Here is a 25,184-nt window from a genome sequence, read left to right on the forward strand (position 1 = left end):
CCGGGTTCGTCGAGAAGTCGGCGAGGTCAAGATGGACCGCCTCCGCCCGGCGCAGCCCCCAGCCGTAGATCACCTTGAACATCGCCGCGTCGCGGAACGCCTGCAGCCAGCCCTTGCGCCGGCTGCCCGCCAACTGCTCGACCCAGTCGTCGGCCGCGTCGAAGAACGCCTGCAGCTCGGCGCGCGTCAGCGGCCGCCGCTCCGGGCGGCCCTCGTGGTCGGCGACGTGCGTCGCCATGTTCTCGTCGTGGCAGATCCGGCTCGGCGCCAGGCCGACCCGCTGCTCGCACTCGGCGACCCAGCCATACCGCGGGTCGCACGCGTAGTCACAGAACATTCCGACCGCGCCCTGGTAGTTGCGCACCGTCGAGTGCGCCCAGCCACCGGCGGCGACCCAGCCCTCCAGCTGCGCCGGCGTCCACGTCCACGGCCAGCTGCCGCTGGCCGCCTGGAAACGGCGCACCACCCGTTCCCGGCCGTCGATCAGCGACGAGCTCAGCCGGCGGCTGACCTGCTGGCGGCGGAAACCTGCCAGCATCTCGTCGAACAGCACCGGCTCCGCCCGCAGCGGCGTCGCGCCGTCCACGAGCGCCAGCGCCGCCGTGCCCGCGGTCCTCGACCGCATATCAGCGTCTCCCTACGCGTTGCGCCAGCCGCCACATCGCGGCACCGAACGCAACGTCACCAGACGCCGCAATCTGTCATCGAATGCATCGAAGGAGTGATCACAGCAGGTCAGACGGCATGTCGCCCATGTCGTCAGCCCGCGCGAAGAAACCCCACTGGCACAGAAACTCCCGCTCGCGGGCGATCACAGAAACTGCCGAATGTTGCATCAGATGCAACATTGCCTAGTTCGAGCTCGGTGGCGTGGGTGTGCCGCAGCTGGTGCAGGCTGATCTTCTCGCTGGCGGTGGCGCAGTAGTTGGTCCAGGCTTCTTCGGCGGTGGCGTAGCGCAGCGGCCCCCGACGCTGTTCTTGGACGCGCGGAACAGCGGGCCACGGATGTAGCCGGTGGTCCGCAGGTAACGGCGCAGCAGGGCCAGCAGGGCGGGGTCGTCGAGCAGGACGGTGCGGCGGCGGCCGCCCTTGGCGGTGACGGTAGGTGCTCGTTGTCCCGGTCGAGCTCGAGATCCTCGACGTAGGCGCCGAGAGCCTCGGACGCGCGCAACCCGGTGGTGGCGATCAGGCTGAACAGGACCCGGTCGCGGAGCCGGCTGGCGGGGATGGCGGCCAGGACGTGCTCGACGCGGGCCGGGTCGACGCCGCGGGGCTGTCGGGCCGGCACGGTGATCCGGTCGAGGCGGGTCATGGGGGTGGCCTCGATGAGGTCGTGGCGCACCGCCCAGGCGAAGAACGCGGTGAGCGCGGCCTGGCGGCGGGCGCGCGTGGCCTGTGGGGTGCGGAAAGTCGGCCTGGGCCTGTGAGCTGGGACGATGCCACGGACCCGCCGCCGGCATGATGGTCAACATGTCCGTACGCCTGCTCTACCTGATCTTCGCCAGGGTGTGTGGCTGGCTCGTCCTGCTCGGTCGATCGTCAGCATCGAAAGACATCGAGCTGCTCGTGCTGCGGCACGAGGTCGCGGTGCTGCGCCGCACCCAGTCGCGTCCTCGATGGGACTGGGCGGACCGGGCCGTACTCGCCGCTCTGATCCGACGGCTGCCGAGACGGCTACGGATGCACCGGCTGGTCACTCCCGGCACCGTCCTGCGGTGGCACCGCCGCCTGGTCGCCAGGAAGTGGACCTATCACCGCCGGACCGGACGACCGCCGATCAGCGCGGAGATCACTGCGCTGATCGAACAGCTCGCCACCGAGAACCCGACGTGGGGATACAAGAGGATCCAGGGCGAGCTGCGCAAGCTCGGCCATCGAGTCGGCGCGTCCACGATCCGCCGCGTCCTGAAGTCCCTCGGGCTGCCCCCAGCACCGCGGCGGCAGACCGACTCGACCTGGCGACAGTTCCTGCACGCCCAGGCCTCGACCATGCTGGCCGTTGACTTCTTCCACGTGGACTGCGCCGTGACGCTGCGGCGCCTGTACTGCTTGTTTGCCATGGAAGTCGGTACCCGCTACGTTCACCTCCTCGGAGTCACCGCGTATCCGGATGGGCCGTTGGACCACCCAGCAGATCCGTAACCTCCTTATGGACCTCGGGCACCGGGCGGCCGACTTCCGGTTCCTGGTCCGCGACCGCGCCGGACAGTTCACCGCCTCGTTCGACGCGGTCCTCGCCGACGCCGGCATCACCGCGGTCAAGATCCCGCCTCAGGCTCCCCGCGCGAACGCCTACGCGGAACGGTTCGTCCGTACCGTCCGCGCCGAGGTCACCGACCGCATGATGATCACCAGCGAACGGCACCTACGAACCGTCCTGACCGAGTACGCGCGCCACTACAACGGACGACGCCCCCACCGTGCCCTCGAGCTTCAACCGCCTCGACCCGACCATCCCATCGCCGACCTCACGGCGGAAAGGATCAGGCGCCGACCTGTCCTCGGCGGACTGATCAACGAATACGAACGGGCCGCCTAAAGACCCAGGTCAACCCCGGTGGCGCACTTCCGGCACCCCACACCGTGATTGGAAGACGAACCTGACCTCCCGAAGTTGGCATACCTCACTTTGGAGGCCAGAGGCCGGGCGGCGGCCATGCTCCCAGGTATCCAGGAGGTCGCGGCGGCAGCGGTTGACGAGGCTGGAGCTGCGTATGGATATCGAGCGTCGCAGTCGCAACCGTTCGGTTCTTATCCTCGACCGACGCGGTCAGTGTACGTCTTCCGGTTGAACCAACCCGGATACCTGGCGCGGGAATATTGACGGCAACTTCCGGCGAATCCGTATTGGTCCTGCCAGTAACATCGTTCCCCAGCCTCCAGATGACAGAAAGCCCACCGGGGACGTCGCAGAGAGGCATATGTAGCGAGTAGGTCACCCTGACCATCCCAGGTCCGCCGAGGAAGAACGGGATGAAGGTAGGGCCGTCAATGCTGATTGAGGGTACTGGTGCAGCCAAGCCGTGCGTTCCTCGCAGAGTGAGGCCGGAGCCACCAACCTCGCTATTAGAGTAGTTGAGGACCAATTTGAGTCCGTTAAACAGTAGCGAGCGCGGCAGGCGGTCGGCGAACACTGCTCCGAGGCCACTCCCACTTACGTCACCGTCGCCACCGCCACCGCCACCATGGGATGTGTAAGCAGAGATAACGTTGGTCGCAATTTCAATGCCCCCAGGCACAAAGAACACGGCACCCAGGAAGGCCGCCCCAGCCCAATCTTCGCCGTTCCAATCGCGCGAGTTACTTTCCTCGATCCGTATTCTGGTTGACATCGTTCCGGCGCAGTCGCGGCTCATCCTGGTTTCGGCACCAAACTGATCGCGAATGTGATCTGTAAACCGAACCCCATAGGTGGCGCCGAATACGGGGATCAGATACACCCCTGATACATGAGTTACAACAGCCTGATGGGCAGCATCCAACTCGACATCGATTCCAGTGAGCGACACATCCCCGTCAGGATTCGGAACACCATTGGTGTCAAGTCGCTTCGGAAATCCCTCAAATACTTGCTGTGCTCCTTTTTTCAAGAATGCGAGTGAAGCGAAAAAGCCGAATGTCTCGGCGCCGGCGATGATTTTGCCATCTCCGGATGTTCGTGTCATCCACGCCCGGATTGAGTCGTCGCTCGGTGGTGCTATCCACGCAGCAACAAGAGTCTGACCCTGCCCGACCAGGCTCTCCACCCGTAGAGGTAGCCCGGGGAATAGGTCGGAAACCAAACGACCGACAAAGGATACAAGACCCTGAACAACCTCATCGGGGAGTTCGAAACCGGCCTGTATAGCAAGGTCCGCGACGGCGCCGTCCGGGATGCCATCGGGGTCTCCGGGGAACGACTCTGGCATCACCCTGCCCAGAGCAACTGCAATGGCCTCGGGCCAGACTCGTCCGTTAGTCAGCCAATCGGCGATCTCCTGCGGGGAAGGGGCGCGGCCAGCATAAGCGCGTACCGCCAGTTGTGCCGCCTGTGCGCCCGCGTCCGGAGAACGCAGAAGTCGTGCGACTAGTTCGGCGCGCTGGGCGGGCTCAGCGGCCGCGGTTAGGGCGTTTGCGCTCTCCTCGGAGGTTGGCGACCGTCCCAGTAGATCTGTATAAAACGCGTTTACAACACCGGCTGGCCGAGCATAGCCTCTCCGGTCGAAGTACTCGTCGGAGGTTGCAAGCTGTGCGGTTAGAGCCGCTGTCCCTGCCGCCGCTACGATCTCAATGCCCTGCTCCAATTCAGCCTGATCGGGCACCTTAGCGAGTAGCCGTCCGTAGACATCGCGAACAATGCGTTCTCTGAAATATTTGGTCGCCACGATCGAGTTGAGGACGGCGTCGTTCGTCTCGCCCGCAATCTCATCGAGCTCTCGGTTCCGGGCTGGCCGGCCGACAAGTCGCCGGAAGGCGCGGCAGGCAAACCTAAGACGGGAGGAACCGACGAGCGCGCTTGCGGTCGCAACGTACGTGGTGAGATCGTTGTTGCTAAGCCGGATGGTGACAACGAAGTCACCCGGTTCATCGAAGTGGTGGCTGCCGACCACCACGAAGCTTCTTACCCCAGTGGAGACAACCTTAGCCTCAGTGTCGGTGGTTCCGTCGCCCCAGTTGGCCACCGCCGAGAAAGTGGTTGCATCGCCTGCGACTTGAGCTATGACAACATTTTCTGCACGTCTGCTGTCTTCAACAAGAATAACATTTCCAGTTACCTGCAATCCTGACATACGCCTGCCCTTCGCACCGTTTACGGCAGGGATCGTCGGATCGTCCCGATGTAGACCGTCAGTTACATCCTGCGGCTCCATGGCTTATCTAGATCCTCCAGACAGCCGTCGCGAAAGATAGCTGGCGCTGGAGCCTTCGCGTCCGGAAGGCCCACAGTCACCAGGGTAAAGGGCGCACCCCTATTGGCCTTCGCGACACGCTGCTGAGGTCGAGTCTGGTCCCATTTACCACGGCTAGAGGATGTCTGAGAAGGGTCACAGCGGCGCGCCGGTGAGCCGGTGGAGCAGGATCATGCTCATCGCGAGATAAATGGCGTTCTCGGCGGTGGCGGTCAGGTACTCGTAGTCCTTGGACAGGCGGCGGTACTTCCCCAGCCAGGCGAACGTCCGCTCAATCACCCACCGGCACGGCACCACCGCGAACGCCGGCACCTGTCGCGGAGGTGCCCCGACCGGGGCCCAGGTATGGCGGAATCCGCCGTCGCGGCGGGAGACGATCTGGACGTCGACGCCGACCGCGTCTTCGGCCCAGTCGCAGAACTGCTGGCCGCGGTAGCCCTGATCAGCCCACACACGCCGTAGCCGGGTGAAGAGGTCCCGGGCCCGGGACAGGACCACCATCGCCGCCTCGCGGTCGTCCACGTTGGCCGGGCTGACGCAGGCCACCAGCACGGTCCCGCCAGTGTCGACGAGCAGATGGCGCTTGATACCAGGGACTTTCTTGCCGCCGTCGTAGCCGTGCAGCCCGCCCCGGTCAGTGGCGCGCACGCTCTGACTGTCCACGACGCCCGCCCCGGGGGTCGGGTCCCGGCCGCCACCGACCCGGTCGCGTTCCCGCAGCCGGGCCAGGATCTGCTCCCAGCGGCCCTCGATCCGCCAGCACCGCCAGTAGTGGTAGACCGTCTGCCACGGCGGCAGGTCATGCGGCAACAACCGCCAGGCACACCCCGCCCGTATCCAATAGGCCAACCCGTTCACGATCTCCCGGCGCTCATGCGCCGGCGGCCGACCCCCGGGCTTGGGACCGGAAATCAGCGGAGCGATCAACTCCCATTCGGCATCGGAGAGGTCGGTCGGATACCGCCGTCGCTCGACCATCGCCAGCCTCCTGTACCGAGGCTCCGGACACCGTCGAGCTACCCACTCTGACCCTTCTCAGACCTCCTCTATGGCGCTCGTGATGGCGGGGGTTACCCGTCGTCTGCTTCGTCTCCTACCTCGCGCTGTGCGCGTTCGTCGTTGTGCGCAGCGGCAGCACCGCTGGGCTGCGCGACGTCGCCGTCGCCGTGCGGGCGTTCCGTGGCGTGATCAAGGGGTAAGGCTGATGTGGGCCCGCCGGCTGACCGGCGGGCCCACTCTTTCTGGGTAGTCGCGCCGACGCCAGACGACAGCAGCGCGCCTCGGGTGGTGGCGGGACGCTGGCCCGCGACCTCGCCACAGACCCCGACGGCGCCACCGGCCACCTGGTCACACTCCAGTGCGCGCGCAGTTGGCCGCACCGAACCATCTCGTGACCACCAGCGCCGCCATGCTGCCAACCGTCCCGCTCGGGCAGCCGCACAGAGCCCTGCGGACGTCATCGCGGACAACCCGGGGACCGGGCAATCCTTCGATTACTATGTCGCGGTCATGATCGGACCGATCCGTGCTGTGTCTCGCAATCGGGCCTGCACGTGACATAGGCGCGTACATGGCTCGCGTTACACGGCCGACCTGCGGCAACATCCTTCGGATCTTCGTGTGTCACGAACGTTCGTTACCGGACACGTTGGCTCTCGCCTGCCCCCGCCAGTAGGCGAGGTTGTTCCGGGTGGTCAGGGTGTTCGGGTGGTCGGGGCCAAGGACCCGCAGCCGGTCGGTGAGGAGCTGTTCGAAGGCGGTGGCCGCCCCGGCCGCATCCCCCGCCTCCCCTTGCCAGTAGGCCAGGTTGTGCCGGGCGGTCAGGGTGTTCGGGTGGTCGGGGCCGAAGACCCGCAGGTGGTCGGTGAGCAGCTGTTCGAAGGCGGTGGCCGCCCCGGCCGCATCCCCCGCCTCCCCTTGCCAGTAGGCGAGGTTGTGCCGGGTGGTCAGGGTGTCCGGGTGGTCGGGGCCGAAACGGTGGTGGGCGGTGTCGGCGAGGTGGTGGTAGCGGTCGATGGCGGCGGTGGCCAAGCCGGCGTTGCCCAGGCTGCTGGCGGCGCGGAACAGAACCCGGTGGGTGTCGGGCTGCCAGAGCGGGTCGGGGGCAGTGGTGTGCAGGGTGTCGGTGTTGGTACGCAGGGTCTGGGCGAGGGTGGTGTCGCGTTCGACCTCGGGCCAGACGGCCATCAGTGCGTCGGCCGCGGCCCGGCCCGCGGCGTGCTGCCCGTCGGGCGGCAAGGTTTCGCGGACGGCACGTTGCAGCAGCTGATGGATCCGCACGGTCTGGGCTGGGCTGGTGGGGTTGTGGTCAATCAGGCTGAGTCGGTGCAGGACCCGCAGCGCGTCGCGGGCATCGTTCGCGCTGACTGGGGACAGACGCGAGCGTCGCCAACGTCGGCGACGCTTTTCGGGAACCGGCCGGCGGCTGGCCAGGTATCTCAGCGCTGGTGGGCTGGTGAGGACGATTTCGGGGATGCCGTTGGGGTCGAGCAGGGCGGCGGACTCGAGCAGGGGCCGGGCCAGGCCGACAGGGCGTTGCTGGTGGGCGCGGTCGATCGACAACGACCAGACGGCCGCGACCGGCGCCGGTTGGTCATCGGGCAGAGCGCTGGGGGCTAGGTCGGTCAGGGTTCGGCTGCGGTCGGCCAACCGGGCCCGGTAGGTCGGGGCGTCGAGGTCCAGATCGAGCAGGTAGGCGGCAGCCTGGGCTAGGGCGAGCGGCAGATGGCCCAGGTCGGCGGACAAGGCGGCGAGCTGGTCGACTGGCTCGGCGCGGCCGTGGGCGGCGAGCGTGGCGGCCAGATAGGCCACCGCCTCGGCCTCGGTGAAAATACCGACGTCGACCCGGCGACGGCCGGGGCCGAACAGGGCCGCGTCCCGGCGACGGGTGGTGACCACAACACGACCGCCCGGCCGGTCGGGCGGCCACAGGCCGGCGAGGTCGGCGGGGTCTGCGAGATCGTCGAGCACGACCAGCCACCGCTTCTCCGTTTCGGCCAGCCAGGCAAGCAGCCTTTCGGCGGCGGCCGCCGGGTCGCCCTGATCGGCGCCGGCCACGTCGACAGCGGTGATGGTGTAGCCGGTCTGGATCTGCTCCCGGCTGCCCGCGGTTATCCAGACCAGTAGATCCACCTGCCGGCTGTCCCACATCTGGTGGGCGTAGTGGGCGGCGAGCTGGGTCTTCCCGACCCCACCCATCCCGGCCAGGACCTGGCACACCACCGCCGTCTCGCCGGCAGTGACCGCAGTCGCCAGCTGGTCGACTGGTGCCCGATGCTGGAAGCAGTCCGCCTGTCGCGGCACGACCCCGACCCGGTGTGGCCAAGTCACCTGCGACGAACCCATGAGGAACGTGTTGTTCTGTACACCGGAGCCGACCAGCAGGGCGGTCGGGCCGGTAAAGGAGCTCCCACTGACCGATGCCGCAGGTGTGTCCTCCGCCGGTACGTGGGCCGGCTTCTCGTCGTCAGGGTTCTCGGACGACGAGGCGGCGGCCATGCTCAGCCACCGAAGGTGTTCGTCTGCTGATTGTGGTCACCGACCTGCATCGCGGTCGGCCCGAAGAACGTGGTCCCCGAGACCGTCGCCCCGCCTGCCCGGGCAGCGGCGGCCTGCAGGTCGCGCACCGCCTGATCCAGCGCGGCGGCGAACCCGGGATCCCGCTCGGCGGCATCCTCGACGGCCCGCGCCACGCGCTGCTGGGTCCGCTCCGACAACTCCACGGCGCCAGCTTGGGCTTCCTCCTGCAGCCTTCCCAGCGCCGGATCCTCACCCAGCGCCCGGCTGACCAGCTCATGCACCCGGTCCATCCCAGCGTCCACCGCCCGGTCTACCTCGGCATCCGCCTGGGCGCCGACCCGGCGCGCCTTACGGACCGCCCAGGCGAACAGCACCCCGACCGCGACCTCGATTCCCGTCATCCCCAACCCCCCGCGACGCGTCCTTGTCGACCATGACCGTACGCGCCCAACCCACCACCTGATCACCAGACCGGCCGCCCCGGCAACCACCGCCAATTGGACCAGCCACGCCGGATCTGGCCAAGGGGGCGAGGAACTGCCGGACCGACACAGTAGGAACAGCCACGGTGCCCCGCCGACGGTCGTCGAGTCCCTCCGGCGGGACACCGTCACAACCGGCTGCCCTTCGTATCGGCGTCGACCTGGTGGTCGGGTTCTGGTCCGCCATCGAGACTCGCGCGTAGCCGATCAGCTTGCCGTCGGCAGTGGCCGGTTGGGACGTTTGTCGACATTGAATATCGACGCGGGTTGTCAACGCCCCGAGAGGGGTCTCTAGGCCGGTCGCCGGGTGGTGTCGACAGAGGACCGTATACCGACAAGATCGAACATTACATTTGGCTATTGAGCGCTGGCCGGACAGGTGTTCCGGTACGGCTCGGTGGCGAGGTAGCGAGTCCATTCCTGTTTGTCCAGGCCCCGGCCGGCGCGTTGGCAGGCGACCTGGACTGCGGCGTTCCGCAGGTACTGGAGCACCCCGATATCCCACATGCGCACCGTGCCGTCGTCTCCGCCGGCGGCAAGCAGGCCGTCAGGGGCAACCGCCACTGAGTTGACCGAGGTGCGCGAGTTTGTGACGCTGGCGATCGGGTCACCAAGTGGACGGGGCGCTCCCCGGTCACTGACGTCCCACAAGCGCACCGTGCCATCGTTTGCGCCGACGGCAAGTATGCCGTCCGGACCGAACGCCAGCGAGTAGACCGAGGCGGTGGCGCCGGTGAGTGGATCGCCGAGTGGGCGGGGCGCCTCCCGGTTGCTGATGTCCCAGAGGCGCACCGCGCCGTCGGATCCGCCGAAGGCGAGCAGGCCGTTCGGGCTGAACGCCACCGCGTTGAGCTGGTTGATCATGTAGGTGTAGCTGGGGGGCGTGGAGCTGAGCAGGTGGGGCGCGGCCCGGCCGCTGACGTCCCACAACCGGACCATGCCGAGGTCGCCTGTCGCAAGAAGGCCGTTCGGGCCGAATGCCAACGAGTGCGCCTCGCTGGAGTCGGTGGGGGCTGAGGTGCCGAGCAGGTGGGGCGCGCCCCGACTGCTGACGTCCCACAACTTCACCCCACCGTCGCCGCCTGTCGCAAGAAGGCCGTTCGGGCCGAATGCCAATGAGCGCACCTGGCTGGAGTCGGTGGGGGCTGAGGTGCCGAGCAGGTGGGGCGCGCCCCGACTGCTGACGTCCCACAACTTCACCCCACCGTCGCCGCCTGTTGCAAGAAGGCCGTTCGGGCCGAATGCCAATGAGCGCACCTGGCTGGAGTCGGTGGGGGCTGAGGTGCCGAGCAGGTGGGGCGCGCCCCGACTGCTGACGTCCCACAACTTCACCCCACCGTCGCCGCCTGTTGCAAGAAGGCCGTTCGGGCCCAACGCCAGCGCGTTTGGCTGCTCGGTGTCGCTGACGGGTGTGGCCCCTAGTGGACGAGGTGCTGCCCAGCCACTGATGTCCCACAGGCGGACTGTGCCATCGGAACCGCCAGAGGCAAGGAGCCCGTCCGGGCCGAACACCACTGAGTAGACCGGGCCGGTGTGACCTGTGAGTGGGCCGCCGAGTGCACGAGGCGTGGTCCGGTCGCTGATGTCCCACAGGCGGACTGTGCCATCGGAACCGCCAGAGGCAAGGAGCCCGTCCGGGCCGAACACGACTGAGTTGACCGAGCCGGTCCCGTTGGAGGCCCCGAGTGGGCGAGGCGTGGCCCGACCACTGATATCCCACAACCGCACTCCGCTGCCGTCGCCTGTAGCGAGTAGCCCGTCCGGGCCGGACACCGCTGAGTTGACCGAGCCGAGGCTGCGTGAGGGCGTCACACTGAGTCGCTGCGGTGCGCCTGGGTCATTGATATCCCACAGGCGCACCTCGCCGTTCTGAGTTACAGAGGTGAGGAGGCCGTCCGGGCCGAACACTACTGAGGCTAGGGAGCTGCCGGCGCTGATGTCGTTCGAGGGCCTGGAACCCGGTCGCCGTGGTGTGCCTGGGTCATTGACATCCCACAGGCGAACCGCGCCGTCTTGACTACCGACGGCGAGAATTCCATCTGGGCTGAACATCACTGAGTTGACCGAGCTGACCGTAGCCGTGTCGCTGGCGATGGTGGTGCGTAGGTGGGGGGTGGCGGCAAGGGTCTGGAGGAGATTGCTGCGGGCACGCGCTTGCTGGTTTTTGGGGGCGATGGTGTCAGCGGCGACGGCCAGGCGCAGCGACAGTGCCGGGTCCGTGGTGCGGGCGTTGTCGGCGAGGGTGAGGAGTTGGTCGGCTACCGCGGTGCGCCGCCCGTCTTCGGCGGTCTTGGCCTGGAGGTATGCGGTGATCCCGAGGCTGCTGGCGGCCAGGAGTAGGGCGATCAGGATGGTGATGGCGGTGGTGATGCGCCGGCGGGCGTGGCGGCGGCTGGTGGTCAGGAACTGCCGGGTTGTGGGGGTGAGCTCGTCGGGGATCAGGAGGTCGAGGGTGGAGTCGGCTCTGCTGTATCCCCACAGCTGGCCGGCTGGGCGGCCCGCCAGTTGCCAGTCGGTGGCGGCGGTTTCGGCCTGGGCGCGTTGGCGTAGCCGCTCGGCGTTGGTGGCGATCGCCTTGTTGAGCGATGGCCATGCGGTCAGCAGTCGTTCGTGGGCGACTTCCACCGTGACGGGTCCGTCGGGGGTGGCGTCGAGGACGAGCAGCCGTCGGCTGACGAACGGGAGCAGCTGGGCCCGGGTGAGGTCGGGCAGCTGGTCGAGCGGGATGCGTCGGCGGATGGGTCGGTTGTCGGTGTCGACGGTGACCAGTGCCAGCAGTCCTGCCAGGACGTCCTGCTGGCTGCGGCCGGTGGTCGTGGTGGCGTCGGTGAGGGCGGCGTCGGCTTGTTCGATGAGTGCCTGTTGGACGCCGCCGATCTGCTCGTACAGCCCGGCGGAGAGCACGTGGGTGGCGGCGGCCTGGGCGGTGAGGTGCAGGCGTTGGAGGGTGTAGGCGAGCAGGGGCAGGGCGTGGCCGTCGCCGGTGTCGGTGACCATGCGGGCGACGAGCTCGTCGTCGATGTGCAGCCCGGACATCCGCGCCGGTTCGGCGATCACCAGCGGGAGCAGGTCGCGCGAGAGCGGTAGGACCGGTTCTACCGCCACCGACAGCCCGGTGGGTGCGGCGGCTTCGAGGAGTGGGTCGAGGTATTCGGAGCGCAGCGTCGCCACGACCCGCACCCGAGCCTGGATCGTCACGGCCAGCAGGGCCAGGAACCGGTCACGGTCGGCGGGGCTGGTGCGTACGAGCAGTTCCTCGGCCTGGTCGATGACCAGCAGTAGCCACCGGGCCGGGTTGGCCGCGGCCAGCAACTCGCCGATGACCTGGCCGATAGCGTCCGGGTCAGCCAGCCGGCGGGTCAACGTTTCGGCGTCCCAGTCCAGGCCATGGCGCCGGCCGGCATCGGCGAGCACCACCGCCAGCGCCGCCGCTGGCTGGTCGCTAGGGGTCATCGGCAGCAGGGTCAGCCAGTCGGCCTCGCCGGCCAGCCTCGGGGTGAGGCCAGCGGCGACGAGCGAGGATTTCCCACAGCCTGACGGGCCGACCACTGCCATCAACCCGCCCGCGTCGGCGTGGGCGATCATCCGGTCCGCCAGGTGGCGGGTCTCCGGTTCCCGGCCGCGGAAGGCCCCGGCCCGGTTCGCGTCGAAGGCCGCCAGGCCCGGGAACGGCGAGAGCCTCGGCTCTCCGTCGCTGGTCTCGTGCAGGCCGGGATAGTCGGGTGCGGCGCTGGCGGGGAACGGCGGCGGGGTCGTCGGCTTCTGTCGGGCGGACGTAGCCACACCGAGCAGACGCTCGCGGGCGGCGTCGTCGCCGAGGCCGAAAAGGTCCACCCCGACCAGCGGGCGCAGCAGGCCCGGTCTCGGGCAGTCCTCGACCCGCGTCACCACCAGTCGACGTTGCGCTCCGGTCGGGTCGTCGGCCCAGATGGCCTGCCACTGCGCGGTCTCCATCGCCGAGACCAGATACGCCGACGACAGCACCGCGATCATCCGCGCCGACGTCGACAGCGCCCGCTGCGTCTCGGTGACGACGTTCGACCCGCCGGTGAAGTCCCAGGCCCGCACCAGCACCCGGTAGCCGGCGGCCTCTAATTGCCAGCCGATCCACTCCGCCCACGCCAGGTCCGGCATCGCGTACGAGACGAAGAAATCGACAGCGGCATCGGTCCGGACAGCATCCGGCCGGTCTCCCCCCGTGACCATGCTCATAGAATGCCACAGGCTGTACTAGAAACCGTCACATCGTCGTATCGCCAGTCGAAGGTCCAGTGTTGGACGAACGCTGACACGAGCTAGGAACGATGCCCATGGACCCGGTGCGAGCTCATGGAAGGAACCACCGGTGAGCTTGGCTTCCCGACCTCTCCGGAGCGGGAATTGTATGAGCGCTTCGGTCGCGGGCAGATGCAGCGTTTCGAGAATGGCGCGATCCTCTACTACGACGAGTACGACGCGGTCCCGGTGACCGGAGCCGGCTGGCATCTCGTCGGCCGAGACGAGAAGGTCGGGGATAAGTGCCGGTTCCCGCTCGCCGGCCCGCAGCGCCTCCGTGATGTCTCGACCGATGTCATCCAACAGTTCGAAGGCGGCATTGTCACGGTGACGGGCGGCCGAGCCGAGTTCTGGCCGACCCCGGCGGCCAGCCGCCTGCTCCATCGTCTTGAGCCAGGCCAGGCGCTTGCCGTCCGCGAGTGCCTCTACTCCCCAGAGCAGCACCGGCTGACCCTGCGGGAGGACGGGAATCTCGTGCTCTACCGTCCCGGCCGGACCTCAGGCTCGGGCGCGCTGTGGGCCAGCGACACCGCGGGTAGGCCTGCCGAGAAGCTCATGCTCCGCAGCGACGGCAACCTGGTCCTCTGTGACGGGCAGGCCAGGAAGCACTGGGAGAGCGAGACCGCGGGCAACCCCGGAGGGGTCCTCGTGCTCCAGGCCAACGGTGTCCTCATCCTTTGCGGGGTAGATGGGACCATCCTCAGATCGTGGCCGGAGAACAGATAGCCGCGTCGGCCCACATCACAGCAGACACCGTGCCCGCAGAAGCGGACATCAAGCAAGCATGACGATCTCTCGAACCGTCTTGCCGTCCTTGATCTGAATCTTGTTGCCGTTAGCGGTCTCTTCTTCGATCAGCTTGTAAATAGCAATGGCGCGCCGGATAGCCTCGGTGTTGGAGATTCCCCGCCTTTCCGTGATCTCCTTAAGGGCGGCAGCCGATTCCTGATTGATATTTACAGATAGCCGCGTGGCGTCAGGCATAGAATGGACCTATCACCCTTCGGTAGTGATTGACGGAGCGCCGGATCTCGGCGCAAATCCCTCATGGGGCGTGAATAGATCGACGCCGGACGTTCCGCACCTCGCCACTCGCGTGGCGGCACGGGCGCCGGTGGCAACGTCGCGATCCGGGAAGCTGGGGAGAGGGCGGAGTTGTCTCATGGCACACCTCCCCGTAGCGCAATCAGACATACGAACACAGAAAGTGACGATTAGTCACCGTAGGCGACTGTCATCGGCGCCTGGTCGCGGTCCTAAGTCAAGCACGCCCTGCCTCGGAGTGTCACAGCGCTACGCCACCGTTACCACATCTTTGGAGTCTGTTTCGCTCCTTTCCCCCGCCGTCTATGCGCATGCAGTGTGGGCGATCGGTGTATCAGGAGTGTGTCATTCGGTCTGTAGAGCCACACCGACGTGCGGATTCGGCGTGGCGACACACCGCCGGCGACCGGCTACCTGCGGGGCTGGCGGCCGCTTGATGCGGCACCTTCGACGACCGGCACTGCACGTGGGTCGTGATCGGCAGTGGGTGTGAGGGTGCCCGTTGCCGTGTAGAGCGCTGCCAGATCTTGATCAGGCCAGAGGCCATGGCTACACCTGACGCGTCGCGCAGAGATGTCGACCGTGACGTAGGCGCGGCGATGACGCGTTGGGCGGGCCCGGCCCTCCCACGGTCGCCGTACTGGCATGGCCTCCGAAGGCGCCCGGCTACCAAGGGTCTACAGGATGAGCCCTCGATCCAGGCCAAACAGATCTAACGTATTTCTGTTTGGCTCGTTCACCGCGCCGTTCCGGTGACGACAGGGGCCGCGGTACTCGTCGCGTCGACGGGGTCGAGGACAGGCGGTTGGGGCCTCCGTCCCGGCTGTTCTTCGTTCCGGTCCTCGCGTTGACTGGGCCGACCGTCGGTTTCTTCGCCCACGAACACCGGAAGCCGGATCGGCGCTTATCCGCTCTCTTCTCCTGTCGGCCCGCCAGCGTGATCACAAATTCCAGAGGCCGTAGCTAGAACCTGGAACCGGCGGTGACCTTCTCACTAGTGCTGTCAATCCCAAGTGCGTGGTAGGCGTCCCTGATGAGCTCAACGGGAACGCTCACGCATGCCTCGCCGGCAGGCAAATTCGGGTGGTCGACCGTATAGCCCTGGACGACCACGTAACCTGGCCTCGCCGATAGGAAAACCGCCGGGCAGTCGTTTGCCCCAGAGGGGCAGGTGGTGGCGATAGGGTCGTCGCTGCCGTCGTCCACACAGAACTCCTTGGTGAAGCGGGGTTCCTGTCCCCCCGACCGGGCCCCGTCCATCATCCTCGATGAGGCTGCGAGACGTAGCTATTCGGGTGAAACTCTGTGTAGTTTGATGTGGCGATCCAGGTACTCCCGCAACAGCGCGTCCGTGTCTGGCGTCGCCTGCTCCTCGAACTTTCTGATCATCCTGCGGTATGCCGCGAGGTGGATCGGCCGCTGGGTTCGGTGCACCGAAGTCGCGATATCGACGAGCGCCGTCGCGTCGTCGAAGATCGTAAACCCGTGTCCCCGGGGGTAGAAGGGATCGACCTCGCCCGGGATGATCACCAGATTAATGTTGGGGCGGGCCGCCATCTTCTGGAGATGCTCGATCTGCGTCGCCATCTCGATCGGCGTCGCGATGGCGTACCGCAGAACCGTCTCCATGATCACGAAGGTGAAGCGCTTTTCCTCATAGAGGACGCGCTGACGTTCCAGCCGACGCGCAACCTGATCAACTAGAGTGATCATGTTGTCGTACTCGAACAGGTCCGCGAACCTGGTGAACACCGCCCTGGCGTACCCGCTGGTCTGGAGGAGACCCGGGACCAGGTCCGGCTGCCATGACTCGATCACGGTCGAGCGTTGCTCGTACTCCTGGTAGGCGCTCTGGAAGTGGCCTACCGGCTCCTCGGTGCTGGAGCCGAGTCCGAACTGTGTCTCCGCCCGCCGGCGAAACTTGGCGACGACCTCGTCGTCCTGGTCGAGGGCGCGGACGATCGCTTCTACGTCCTCGGGCGTCGGTATGACGGCCCCGGTCTCGATCCGGGAGATCTTGGACTGGCTCATCGGGAGACGGTCCGCGAGCTGCTTGCCGGTGACCTTCTGCCTACGTCTCAGCGCGGCAAGCGCGAGACCGAGCCGACGGGTCTCGTCGGCGCGGGCCGCCGTTGGAACATCACTCGTACCGCTCATCGTGCCGGTCCCGCCTCCACGTTCGCACCTCTGTCTGCCGCTGTCCCCTACGCGCGCCCGCGACCAAACAGGTGTCACTCTGAGGAACTGGGTTTCGGGACCAGTGGTTTCTCGGCGTGAGCCAGAGCTCGGGGTCCACCGTGACCGCCCTCATCCGTGGTGACCCGCGATGCGGAACAGTATGCATCGTATGCGCATACAGAAAGCTATCGGCATCGTGCTGCGTACCCTCTGCAGTGATGCCTCTCTACCAGCTCTTTACTGATAGTGGCCTCCGTCACAGCTAGGGCACCGCCCGTTCCGCCTTGCATCGAGCGACCCTACTCTGCATCTTCAACCCGCCCGGGAGCGTGTGGGCGGGTCCACATGCATACGCTAGCGTTGTGCGGGTAGGTGGCGGCCGGCGAGGGAAGGGTGGTGCTGTGATCGTGTCCGATCGCGCCCTTCCGGTACCCGCCGAACGGTCGGGAGGGTCGAACTGTTCCCACGAGCGCGCAAGCTGGAGCCGGACCGGTACAGTGCTTCCCACCTTCTCTTCTAGCGGTTCGGGCCGCGAGACGGGAGCCGGTCAGCCGGCATGACTCCCATCCAGGGATCTCTCCGCGGGTACCTTCCGCATGCAATTGCATACGAACGGGTTCGGTGAATCAGCGGGATGCGTCCGAGCTGTACCGACCGGGTATCAAATGATCTTTGCTTTGTGACCGTAGCAATGCCGCTCGGTTACCCTCTGTACCTGGAGAACCCCCGTGTCGACACCTGACGATGACCCTCCCGTCACCGAGATCCTTGAGGACGAACAGCCTCAGCCCGGCCTCGGAGGCGTCTACGAGCTCCGCGAGGTGACGAGCTAAGCGACACCGCTTGGACATGAGAAGGAAGGGTCGGCGGTCCGGACCGGGGCGGGGACCGGCGGACCAGGTCGCCGCGGCGCGCACGGGGGCGCGCCGCGGCCAACGCCGAAACTGCCGACATCCGGTGTACCCAAGCGAGCGCGGGACAGGCGGCCGACAGTGTCGGGCGGCCACGGGGGATCCGTCCGCACGGCCCGTCCACCGGCTGGCAGGCCGCCCGGAGCGCACGTCCCACCTCCGCCCCGACAGATTCCGATCATCGCGTCTGGGATTCGACCGGCACCTGGACCGACCTTGCCGTGCGGCTGCTGTCCGCCGCGCTGCTCGGGGAACCACGATCCCGACTCGGGCGACGCCGTCAGGCGGACAGACGAGTCGCGACGGTGACGACGGCACCCTTGTCGACCTTGTTGATGTTCTATGACGATGGGACTATGTCCGTCTGAGTCATGGGCGTGCGACCGCCGGTGGCTGGTCAGCTGACGGGGGTGGCTGCCGGTGCGTGGCTTGTCGGATGCGGAGGTTCGGGCATTCGCGGCCGCCTTCCCGGATGCGGCTTCGGCGCGCCCGGTGCTGAGGGCCGCGGGCCTGCCCGCGGGCCGAGATCCGTCGTGGGCTGCACGGGACGCCGAAGGTTTCTGGTTCGCGGTCGCGGAGCTGCTGGAGCACGGCGGGCTGCCAGGCGGCCGGACGGCGTTGTTCGCCGCGGCGCTGACCTGGTATCCGGACAACCCAGTACTCACGACAGGCGCGGCGGGTGGCGGCGTCGTGTGGGATGTCGGCTGGCCGCGCAATCCGCTGTTCACCGGCCGGGAGGACGAACTCTCGGCGCTGCGAGACCGGTTGGTCGGGTCGGGGTCGGCGGCCGTGCTGCCGGTAGCAGTCCACGGGCTGGGTGGCGTCGGTAAGACACAGCTGGCAGTGGAGTACTGCTACCGATTTCGCCGAGACTACGAGTTGGTGTGGTGGGTAGCGGCGCAGGACTCCGCCGCCGCGCTCGCCGGGCTCGCGCGGTTGGCGGAGCGCGTCGGAGTCGCGGTGCCGGGGGCAGCCGAGGAATCGGTGCGAGCGGTGATGGTGCTGCTGGCGTCAGGAAGCCGGTTTGGTCGCTGGCTACTGGTGCTGGACAACGCAGGCGTCCCGGCAGACCCCTTCGGAGTACTGAAGGCGGCGGAGGCCTCGGGCGGACATGTTTTGGTGACCTCAAGGGATCACCGCTGGTCGACGCTGGCCCGCCCGGTACAGGTCGATGTGCTGCCCTCGATGGACGCGATGACCTTGCTGCGCTGCCACGTTGGACAGGTCGCCGACCGAGACGCTGGCCGGATCGTGGCGGCATTGGGAAACCTGCCGCTGGCGGTCGAGCAGGCGGGAGCGTTCCTCGCGACCACCGCGATGACACCGACCGACTACGCGGGCCTCCTGTCCACACAGCTACGAGGTCTGATGAGCCGCGGCGCGCCGGCCGGGGTGACGCCGGTAGCGGCGACCTGGACAGTGACCCTCCACCAACTCGACGACCCGGCCGTGGTGATGTTGGCCCGTTTGTGGGCGCACTTCGGCCCAGAACCGATACCACTGGATCTGTTACGCACAGACGTCGCCGGGGTGCTACCCGCGCCGCTGGATCAGGCCGCGACAGACCGGATCGCGCTGGCGGAGACCGTCGGCCGACTGCTCACGCTGGCACTGGTGCGTCGTACCGAGGACGCAGACGCGGTGGTGATGCACCGGCTGATACAGGACGTGCTTCGCGACGACACTCCCGCCGAGCTGCGTCCTGTGCTGCGAACAGCGGTCTGTCGGCTGCTCGCCCAGGGCCACCCTCCGGTGCGAGACACCCCGGATGCCTGGCCCCGCTACGCCCAGATCCACGCACACGCTCTCGCCGCTGGACTCGTCGACGACGATGACCCTGACAGCCAGAACATGATCGCCTGGCTGGTCTGGTACCTACGAGCACGCGGCGACTACCCCAACAGTCGACGCCTCGCGGACCAGGCACACCAACGCAGTCGAGAGATCCTCGATGCTGATCACCCCAGCACGCTCACTGCCGCGCAGCAACTCGCCGGCGTCGTAAGAGCGCAGGGCGACTACCCGACCGCGCGGGCGTTGCTCGACGACGTCCTCGCCCGATGCCGCCGCGTCCTGGGCGAGAACCACCCGTCCACGATCAACGCCGCACATGAACTCGCAGTCGTCATGCGCGCGCAGGGCGACTACTCCACCGCGCGGGCGACGTTCGACGAGGTCCTCAGCCAATACCGACACATCCTCGGTGAGGACCATCCCTCCACCTTGACGGCCGCAGCCAACCTCGCGGGCGTCATACGGGCGCAGGGTGACAACTCGACCGCGCGGGCGTTGCTCGACGACGTCCTCGCCCGGCGCCGTCGCATCCTCGGCGAGGACCATCCCTCCACAATCAACGCGGCGCACAACCTCGCGGCCGTTGTACGGGCGCAGGGCGACGACCTGACCGCGCGGGCGTTGCTCGACGATGCCCTTGTCCGGCGCCGCCGTGTCCTCGGCGAGGACCACCTGGACACCCTCGCCGCCGCGCACAATCTCGCCGGGGTCGTACGAGCGCAGGGTGACCTCCCGGCTGCCCGGGCGATGCTCGACGATGTCCTTGTCCGGCGCCGCCGTGTCCTCGGCGAGGATCACCCAGACACCCTCGCCGCCGCGCACAGTCTCGCGGCCGTTGTACGGGCGCAGGGCGACGACCTGACCGCGCGGGCGTTGCTCGACGATGTCCTTGTCCGGCGCCGCCGTGTTCTCGGCGAGGATCACCCAGACACCCTCGCCGCCGCGCACAATCTCGCGGGGGTCGTACAGGCACAGGGCGACCTCCCGACCGCCCGGGCAATGCTCGAGGACGTTCTTGTCCGGCGCTGCCGTGTCCTCGGCGAGGACCACCCCTTCACCCACGCCGTACGTCAGGCATTGGCCGCCATGACCAACAACGAGGCGCAGTACTGCGAGTACTCGGACCAACCCCCAGACCCTGGTCGGCCAAGACACGCTCCACCACAGGTGCGCCACTCGTCGTAGCGGGGCCGTTTCAGGATCGACTCGGTCGCACCTTCGACGATTACGCAACGTCAAAAATGGTCACAATATATCGTCGGCGGCGCGATCGTCCGATGACGCAGGCATTCGGATCACCCTACTCGGCGATGGACCGTTAATTGACGAGACGGAGCTGGTCAGAGCACGGCCGTGGCTCAGGTCCAGCTCCTTCCCGTGATAACCGCGAGAAGTCCATAAATGTGAACCTGCGTCCGCGAAGGTCAACAGATCGCTTCGGCTGGCTTTCCCGTGACAACGCGTCTTGTCATAGGAAAGGCGGCGGACGGCTCTGTTGCGTTGGCGGGGCACGGCGGTCGGGCCAGCCGCTCAGGCATGATCGACCGGTGCATCGTCGGCGTGTCCGTCCCGTGGTTCCGGCCTCCGAGTTCGCGGGGTTCCGGTTCCCGCCGGAAGCGATCACGTTGGCGGTGCGGTGGTATTTGCGCTTCGGCCTGTCCTACCGGGACGTCGAGGAGCTACTGGCCGAGCGCGGCATCGTGGTCGATCACGTCAGCGTCTTCAGGTGGGTGCAGCGGTTCACTCCGCTGCTCGTCGACGCCGCCCGGCGGTGCCGCCACAGCCCGGGCGACAGGTGGTTCACCGACGAAACCTACGTCAAGGTCGCCGGCCGTTGGACTTACTTCTACCGGGCGATCGACCAGTTCGGCCAGGTCATCGACGTCCTGGCCTCCGAAAGGCGAGACCTGGCGGCAGCGCGCCGCTTCTTCACCCGGGCGCTGGCCCACGGCCGCCGGCCGGTCGAGGTGACCACCGACCGCGCTGCGGCCTACCCGCGCGTCCTCGACGAACAACTCCCCGCCGCCCACCACGTCGACGCCCGGTATGCGAACAACACGATCGAAGCCGATCACGGCCGGTTGAAGGCACGGCTGCGACCGATGCGAGGGCTCAAACAACTGCGCTCCGCCCAGGTGATCGGATCCGGGCACGCCTTCGTCCAGAACGTTCGCCGCGGGCACTACGAACTCGGCATCGACGCCGAGCCCCATCTCCGGCTCGCGGCAGCGTTCGCCGAGCTCGCTCTGGCCATCTGATCAGGCCACCAACCTGACCCTGCCGTGCCTCGGGCCTGCCCAACGCAACAGAGCCGTTATCTTGGGCCACGACCTGCGTCACGGAAACGTCCGCAAAACAATAGCCATAACTGGCGCCGCGGCTAAGACCCACCATGATCGACATGGCGCTACAGGGTCATGTAGTCGAGCTGGTGTTCCCTGCCACCCAGGAGGTCATGGAGCGGCAGCCTGCGGAGGATTCCACCATTGTGGTGGGTCCACAGCGAATACACCTCGATGGCGCGATAGTCCGCCGCGTTGACCGCGGAGACGGCCACGACATGACTGAGCGGTGTTCCCAGCTGCTTCTTCGGCAGATAGGTGACGATGATCTGGCCGCGCTGGATCGCGTTCGCCCCAGGAATCTGTTCCGTATGATGAATCGTGCCCGCGACGCCGTTATGAGCGAGAACGGTCTCCACTGACCGCTGGTTTGCGTACATGGCTGCCACGGTGGCCGCGGTGATGAGGCCGGCATCGACAGCAGTGACCAGCATGGCCTCCCAGCAGTTCATCGCCGTGTCGAGGCTGAGCGGAGCCGCGAGCGGGTTGGGGCCGCTGACCCACTGGGAAACAGCGCCTCCCATGGTGCTAACCCAGGTATAGGCGCCGCGCCGCATCTCGAGGAGCGCCAGGAAGCGGTCCAGGGCGGTCACGGGCGCGGGACCGCCCGGCACGAGCGCCGCGGTGGAGGGCAGCCCGAGCGCGGCCTCCCGGCCCGTAATGGCCTGCCGGACGACCGCCGTCGTGATCCGCCCGCCCGCGGCGGCGTCGATGACGGCCACGGATGCGGTGATCAGGTTCTCGGGAACGACCCCGGGCGCATAACGCCGCCCGATCTCGGCGATGAAGATGTTTGTGTGCTCGCGATTCCGCCAGTCCGCTTCCGGAGCCGTCGCTCCGATCGACGTCCGCCGGACCCCGTCCAACAGGACTTCGACGATGTTCCCCTCGATGGTCATGGAGTCCGACCTTTCTCAGGATCCGGGAACGCCTGACCAGGCGAGCGTGCGCGCCCGGCGGCTGGTGCCCGGTCACGATCCCACACCGACAACGAAACTTCCGCCGTTCCGTAAAGCAGGCAAGACCGCTCCGCACGCCGCCGGCCACACCGCCGATCTGTCGCCCAGTACGTCATCACGTTGCGCCATTGAATAGGTGGAGAACTGGTCTGGTGGAGGCCGCCGACTCTGTTTTGGCACGCGTCCGCCGCGGCTGCCATGGCCACGTCGGCCAGAGCGAGAGCGATCCACGGCGGCGTTCCCGCCCGGCGGCGTCGAGCATGACGCCGCCGGTCAGGGAGCCAACCCCGATGCCGAGGTCGGACGTCGGTGGTCCGTACCGACGTGGCGAGGTCTGCCTTCTGCGCACCGCGGGCGTTGACGACGGCCGCCCCCGCCGTCGGGGCCGCGCCAAGCGCCGTGCCCCCACGCGGCGACCGAGACGAGGAGGACCGCGGGCTCGCGCCCGGACGGTCCCAGCACGGGCATCGCCCGCGTCACCCCGGCCACCGCGCCGGCTATCAGGCGGACGACGGCGCCCAAACGGGCAACTGCGCACATGTCCTCGGTTGGCGACCCTCCTCGGCACGGATTCGCTAATGTCACGACATACGGCGCGGCTCGGGGCGGTCACGGCCATTACTTTCTCCCGCGGGCCAGTTTCGGGACCGCCGACGTCCCCTGCCCATGGCGTCGGTACCAGGGGGGATGGCCAGTGGCCGGGCTTGATGAGGCGAAGGTCGCGGCTATGACCGGCGCGCAGCGGCAGACAGTCCTGCGCGCGCTCGAGGCCGCCTTTCCGAGCCGGGACCGGCTCGAGGCGCTGCTCGACGGGCTGGACAAGTCCCTGGGCCGCTATGCCGCCGAGTCCGTGCCGTTGGAGACCGCCGTGTTCAAGGTCGTCGCGGGAGCGAGGGCGGAGGGCTGGCTGCCGCGGCTGCTGGCCGAGGCCGCCGTGGTGAATCCCGGCAACCCCCAGTTGGCCGAGGTGATGCGTCAGTACCAGCTCACCAGGCCCGTTACGCGACCTGGTGGGAATCTAGGCGCCGCGTCTTCTAGGACACACGGCGGGCAGGCTCTACGCCCCTTCGCCCCGGCCCGCGCCCCCGCGTCCCCGCCCACGCCGCTGGCCGGGCCGCCGTCGGACGAGGACGTCATCACGACGCTGGCCAACGAGTTCCCCGTCCCCAACGTCGCGCAGGGCCTCGTCGGGCGGGCGGGGCTCCCGGCCGGGCGCCAGCCAAGCTGGAACGTCTCCAACGCGGAGTCGTACTGGCGGGCGGTCCGCGACCTGTTCGCCGGCGGCGCCGTGGAGGGTGGCTGGGCGGACCTGCTGCACGCGGCCTACGACGCCCGGCCCGGGAACGCCGTGCTCGCCGCCGCCGCGAAGGCCGCCGGCGTGGCCGGCGCGCCGGCCCCGAGAACCGACCACAGAAGAACCAGCCCGCCACCCGCCGGACCGCTCATCCCCGCGGCGGGCCGGATAGTCCGGATCGATGGGCCAGGCACCCAAGGGCCCGCCGTCAAGGCGGAAGTGCAGCTTCCGAACACCGAGCGGCGCTCCGACCCGCCACCCACCGGACCGCTCGCCCCCGCGACCGACGAGGCACAGCCGCCACAGGTACCGACACGCGCAGTCGACGAACCTCGCCGCCGTCGCCGACGGCGGACCGTACTCGTCGCCGCGCCGATCGCGGTCGTCGTCATCGTCCTCATCGCCAGTCTGGCCGACCGATGTTCCAGCGAGCACCCCTATGGGACCCCGGCGGGGGTCGCGGTCGCCGCCGACGGCACGGTGTACTTCACGGACACCCACCACGACCGGGTCAAGAAAATCGACAAGGCTGGGGTGGTCAGCGACTTCGCGGGGACCGGCGTGTCCACGTTCTCGGGTGACGGCGGGCCGGCCATCCGGGCCCAGGTCGGCTTCCCGAACGGCGTGGCGGTCACCGACGACGGCACGGTCTACATCGACGACAACCACAACGACCGGATCAGGAAGATCGACCCATCGGGCACGATCCGCACCATCGCCGGCATCGGTACTGGTGACGGCCACGGCACCTTCTCCGGAGACAACAGCGCAGCCACCAAAGCCGGCCTGAACTCCCCACAAGGGATCGCGGTCACCTCCGATGGCACCGTCTACATCGCCGACACCGCGAACAACCGGGTGCGGAAGATCGACCCATCATCGGGCACGATCACCACCGTTGCCGGCACCGGCGCCTCTACCGGAAGTGTTTCCGACGATGACGGCGGCTTGGCGACCCAGGCCGATCTGAGCGCTCCCGCCGACGTGGCTGTCGGTCCTGGCGGGGCGCTGTACATCGTCGACACGGGCCACGACCGGATCAGGAAGGTCGACGCGCAGGGGCGAATCACCACCGTCGCCGGCACCGGCGAGCCGGGCCTCGCCGGCGATGGTCGCCTCGCTGTCGAGACCCAGCTTGACAACCCGCTCGGCGTCGCGGTCGCCGCCGACGGCACCCTGTACATCGCGGAGTACCACGGCAACCACATCAGAAAGGTCGACCCGTCGGGCAAGATCAGCACCTTCGCCGGCACCGGCGACTGGGGCTTCTCGGGAGACGGCGGCCTCGCCGCCGAGGCCAAGCTCAACGGCCCGGTGGGGGTGGACGTCGGCCCCGACGGCTCCCTCTACATCGCCATCTTCGACGGCGAGGCCCCCCGGCTCCGGAAAGTGGATCCGGCCGGGAGGATCAGCACTCTCACCTAGCGGTGAAGAGGGTATTAGAGCTTGTCTTATGTGGGGTGTGGGAGCTTCTTCCAGCAGGTGATCGCGGCGGCG

15 protein-coding genes and 2 pseudogenes are annotated in these 25,184 nt (G+C 67.7%); 7 read left to right on the forward strand and 10 right to left on the reverse strand.

Going from position 1 to position 25,184, the window contains the following annotated elements:
• Positions 1-625, reverse strand: a pseudogene (locus FRCN3DRAFT_RS43395) (tyrosine-type recombinase/integrase); the annotation flags it as partial.
• Between the two features lie 480 nt (positions 626-1,105).
• On the opposite strand from FRCN3DRAFT_RS43395, the gene FRCN3DRAFT_RS0208630 reads away from it, so the two are divergent.
• A complete protein-coding gene (locus tag FRCN3DRAFT_RS0208630; RefSeq protein WP_027140383.1) occupies positions 1,106-1,462 on the forward strand; it encodes a hypothetical protein in 357 nt (118 codons plus the stop codon).
• Between the two features lie 8 nt (positions 1,463-1,470).
• Positions 1,471-2,539, forward strand: a pseudogene (locus tag FRCN3DRAFT_RS43400) (integrase core domain-containing protein).
• Between the two features lie 85 nt (positions 2,540-2,624).
• Here the strand turns inward: FRCN3DRAFT_RS43400 and FRCN3DRAFT_RS53945 are convergent.
• From FRCN3DRAFT_RS53945 to FRCN3DRAFT_RS0208655, 5 genes are all read right to left on the reverse strand, one after another.
• Positions 2,625-4,850, reverse strand: coding sequence for a hypothetical protein (locus tag FRCN3DRAFT_RS53945; protein WP_007512763.1), 2,226 nt, complete (start codon positions 4,848-4,850; stop codon positions 2,625-2,627).
• A gap of 174 nt (positions 4,851-5,024) precedes the next feature.
• Positions 5,025-5,867 carry an IS5 family transposase gene (locus FRCN3DRAFT_RS0208640; protein ID WP_007512761.1) on the reverse strand — a complete coding sequence of 281 codons (843 nt, stop codon included), beginning with the start codon at positions 5,865-5,867 and terminating at the stop codon, positions 5,025-5,027.
• A 645-nt stretch (positions 5,868-6,512) separates the two neighbouring features.
• Complete coding sequence (locus FRCN3DRAFT_RS43405) at positions 6,513-8,387, reverse strand: tetratricopeptide repeat protein (RefSeq protein ID WP_007512760.1); 1,875 nt, start codon at positions 8,385-8,387, stop codon at positions 6,513-6,515.
• Positions 8,388-8,389: 2 nt separating this feature from the next.
• Positions 8,390-8,809 carry a hypothetical protein gene (locus tag FRCN3DRAFT_RS0208650; RefSeq protein ID WP_007512759.1) on the reverse strand — a complete coding sequence of 140 codons (420 nt, stop codon included), beginning with the start codon at positions 8,807-8,809 and terminating at the stop codon, positions 8,390-8,392.
• Between the two features lie 438 nt (positions 8,810-9,247).
• Positions 9,248-13,096, reverse strand: a complete 3,849-nt coding sequence (locus FRCN3DRAFT_RS0208655) for an nSTAND1 domain-containing NTPase (protein WP_035926982.1) — start codon at positions 13,094-13,096, stop codon at positions 9,248-9,250.
• Between the two features lie 123 nt (positions 13,097-13,219).
• On the opposite strand from FRCN3DRAFT_RS0208655, the gene FRCN3DRAFT_RS49320 reads away from it, so the two are divergent.
• Positions 13,220-13,891: a Curculin domain protein (mannose-binding) lectin gene (locus tag FRCN3DRAFT_RS49320; RefSeq protein ID WP_007512757.1), complete on the forward strand. Its 672-nt coding sequence runs from the start codon at positions 13,220-13,222 to the stop codon at positions 13,889-13,891.
• Between the two features lie 48 nt (positions 13,892-13,939).
• On the opposite strand, the gene FRCN3DRAFT_RS0208665 is transcribed toward FRCN3DRAFT_RS49320, so the two are convergent.
• The 3 genes from FRCN3DRAFT_RS0208665 to FRCN3DRAFT_RS43420 form a co-directional block, all read right to left on the reverse strand.
• Positions 13,940-14,149, reverse strand: coding sequence for a ribbon-helix-helix protein, CopG family (locus tag FRCN3DRAFT_RS0208665; protein ID WP_007512756.1), 210 nt, complete (start codon positions 14,147-14,149; stop codon positions 13,940-13,942).
• A gap of 1,023 nt (positions 14,150-15,172) precedes the next feature.
• Positions 15,173-15,415, reverse strand: a complete 243-nt coding sequence (locus FRCN3DRAFT_RS43415; RefSeq protein ID WP_131803665.1) for a hypothetical protein — start codon at positions 15,413-15,415, stop codon at positions 15,173-15,175.
• A gap of 81 nt (positions 15,416-15,496) precedes the next feature.
• Entirely contained in the window at positions 15,497-16,366 is an 870-nt protein-coding gene (locus FRCN3DRAFT_RS43420) for a helix-turn-helix domain-containing protein (protein ID WP_007512746.1), read from the reverse strand.
• Positions 16,367-17,718: 1,352 nt separating this feature from the next.
• Here FRCN3DRAFT_RS43420 and fxsT point away from each other — a divergent pair.
• Together fxsT and FRCN3DRAFT_RS0208690 are read left to right on the forward strand one after the other, a co-directional pair.
• Positions 17,719-20,277, forward strand: a complete 2,559-nt coding sequence (gene fxsT / locus FRCN3DRAFT_RS0208685; protein WP_007512744.1) for an FxSxx-COOH system tetratricopeptide repeat protein — start codon at positions 17,719-17,721, stop codon at positions 20,275-20,277.
• Between the two features lie 362 nt (positions 20,278-20,639).
• Positions 20,640-21,350, forward strand: a complete 711-nt coding sequence (locus FRCN3DRAFT_RS0208690) for an IS6 family transposase (RefSeq protein ID WP_027140385.1) — start codon at positions 20,640-20,642, stop codon at positions 21,348-21,350.
• A 149-nt stretch (positions 21,351-21,499) separates the two neighbouring features.
• Here FRCN3DRAFT_RS0208690 and FRCN3DRAFT_RS0208695 read toward each other — a convergent pair whose 3' ends face one another.
• A complete protein-coding gene (locus FRCN3DRAFT_RS0208695) occupies positions 21,500-22,333 on the reverse strand; it encodes a hypothetical protein (protein WP_007512741.1) in 834 nt (277 codons plus the stop codon).
• On the opposite strand from FRCN3DRAFT_RS0208695, the gene FRCN3DRAFT_RS54930 reads away from it, so the two are divergent.
• Both FRCN3DRAFT_RS54930 and FRCN3DRAFT_RS49325 read left to right on the forward strand, forming a co-directional pair.
• Positions 22,326-22,529, forward strand: coding sequence for a hypothetical protein (locus FRCN3DRAFT_RS54930; protein WP_198535954.1), 204 nt, complete (start codon positions 22,326-22,328; stop codon positions 22,527-22,529). The two genes, FRCN3DRAFT_RS0208695 and FRCN3DRAFT_RS54930, sit on opposite strands and share 8 nt — an antisense overlap.
• Positions 22,530-23,120: 591 nt before the next feature.
• Positions 23,121-25,112, forward strand: a complete 1,992-nt coding sequence (locus tag FRCN3DRAFT_RS49325; protein ID WP_051466193.1) for an NHL domain-containing protein — start codon at positions 23,121-23,123, stop codon at positions 25,110-25,112.
• Positions 25,113-25,184: the final 72 nt, after the last annotated feature.

Source organism: Pseudofrankia saprophytica (assembly GCF_000235425.2).
Taxonomy (GTDB): domain Bacteria; phylum Actinomycetota; class Actinomycetes; order Frankiales; family Frankiaceae; genus Pseudofrankia; species Pseudofrankia saprophytica.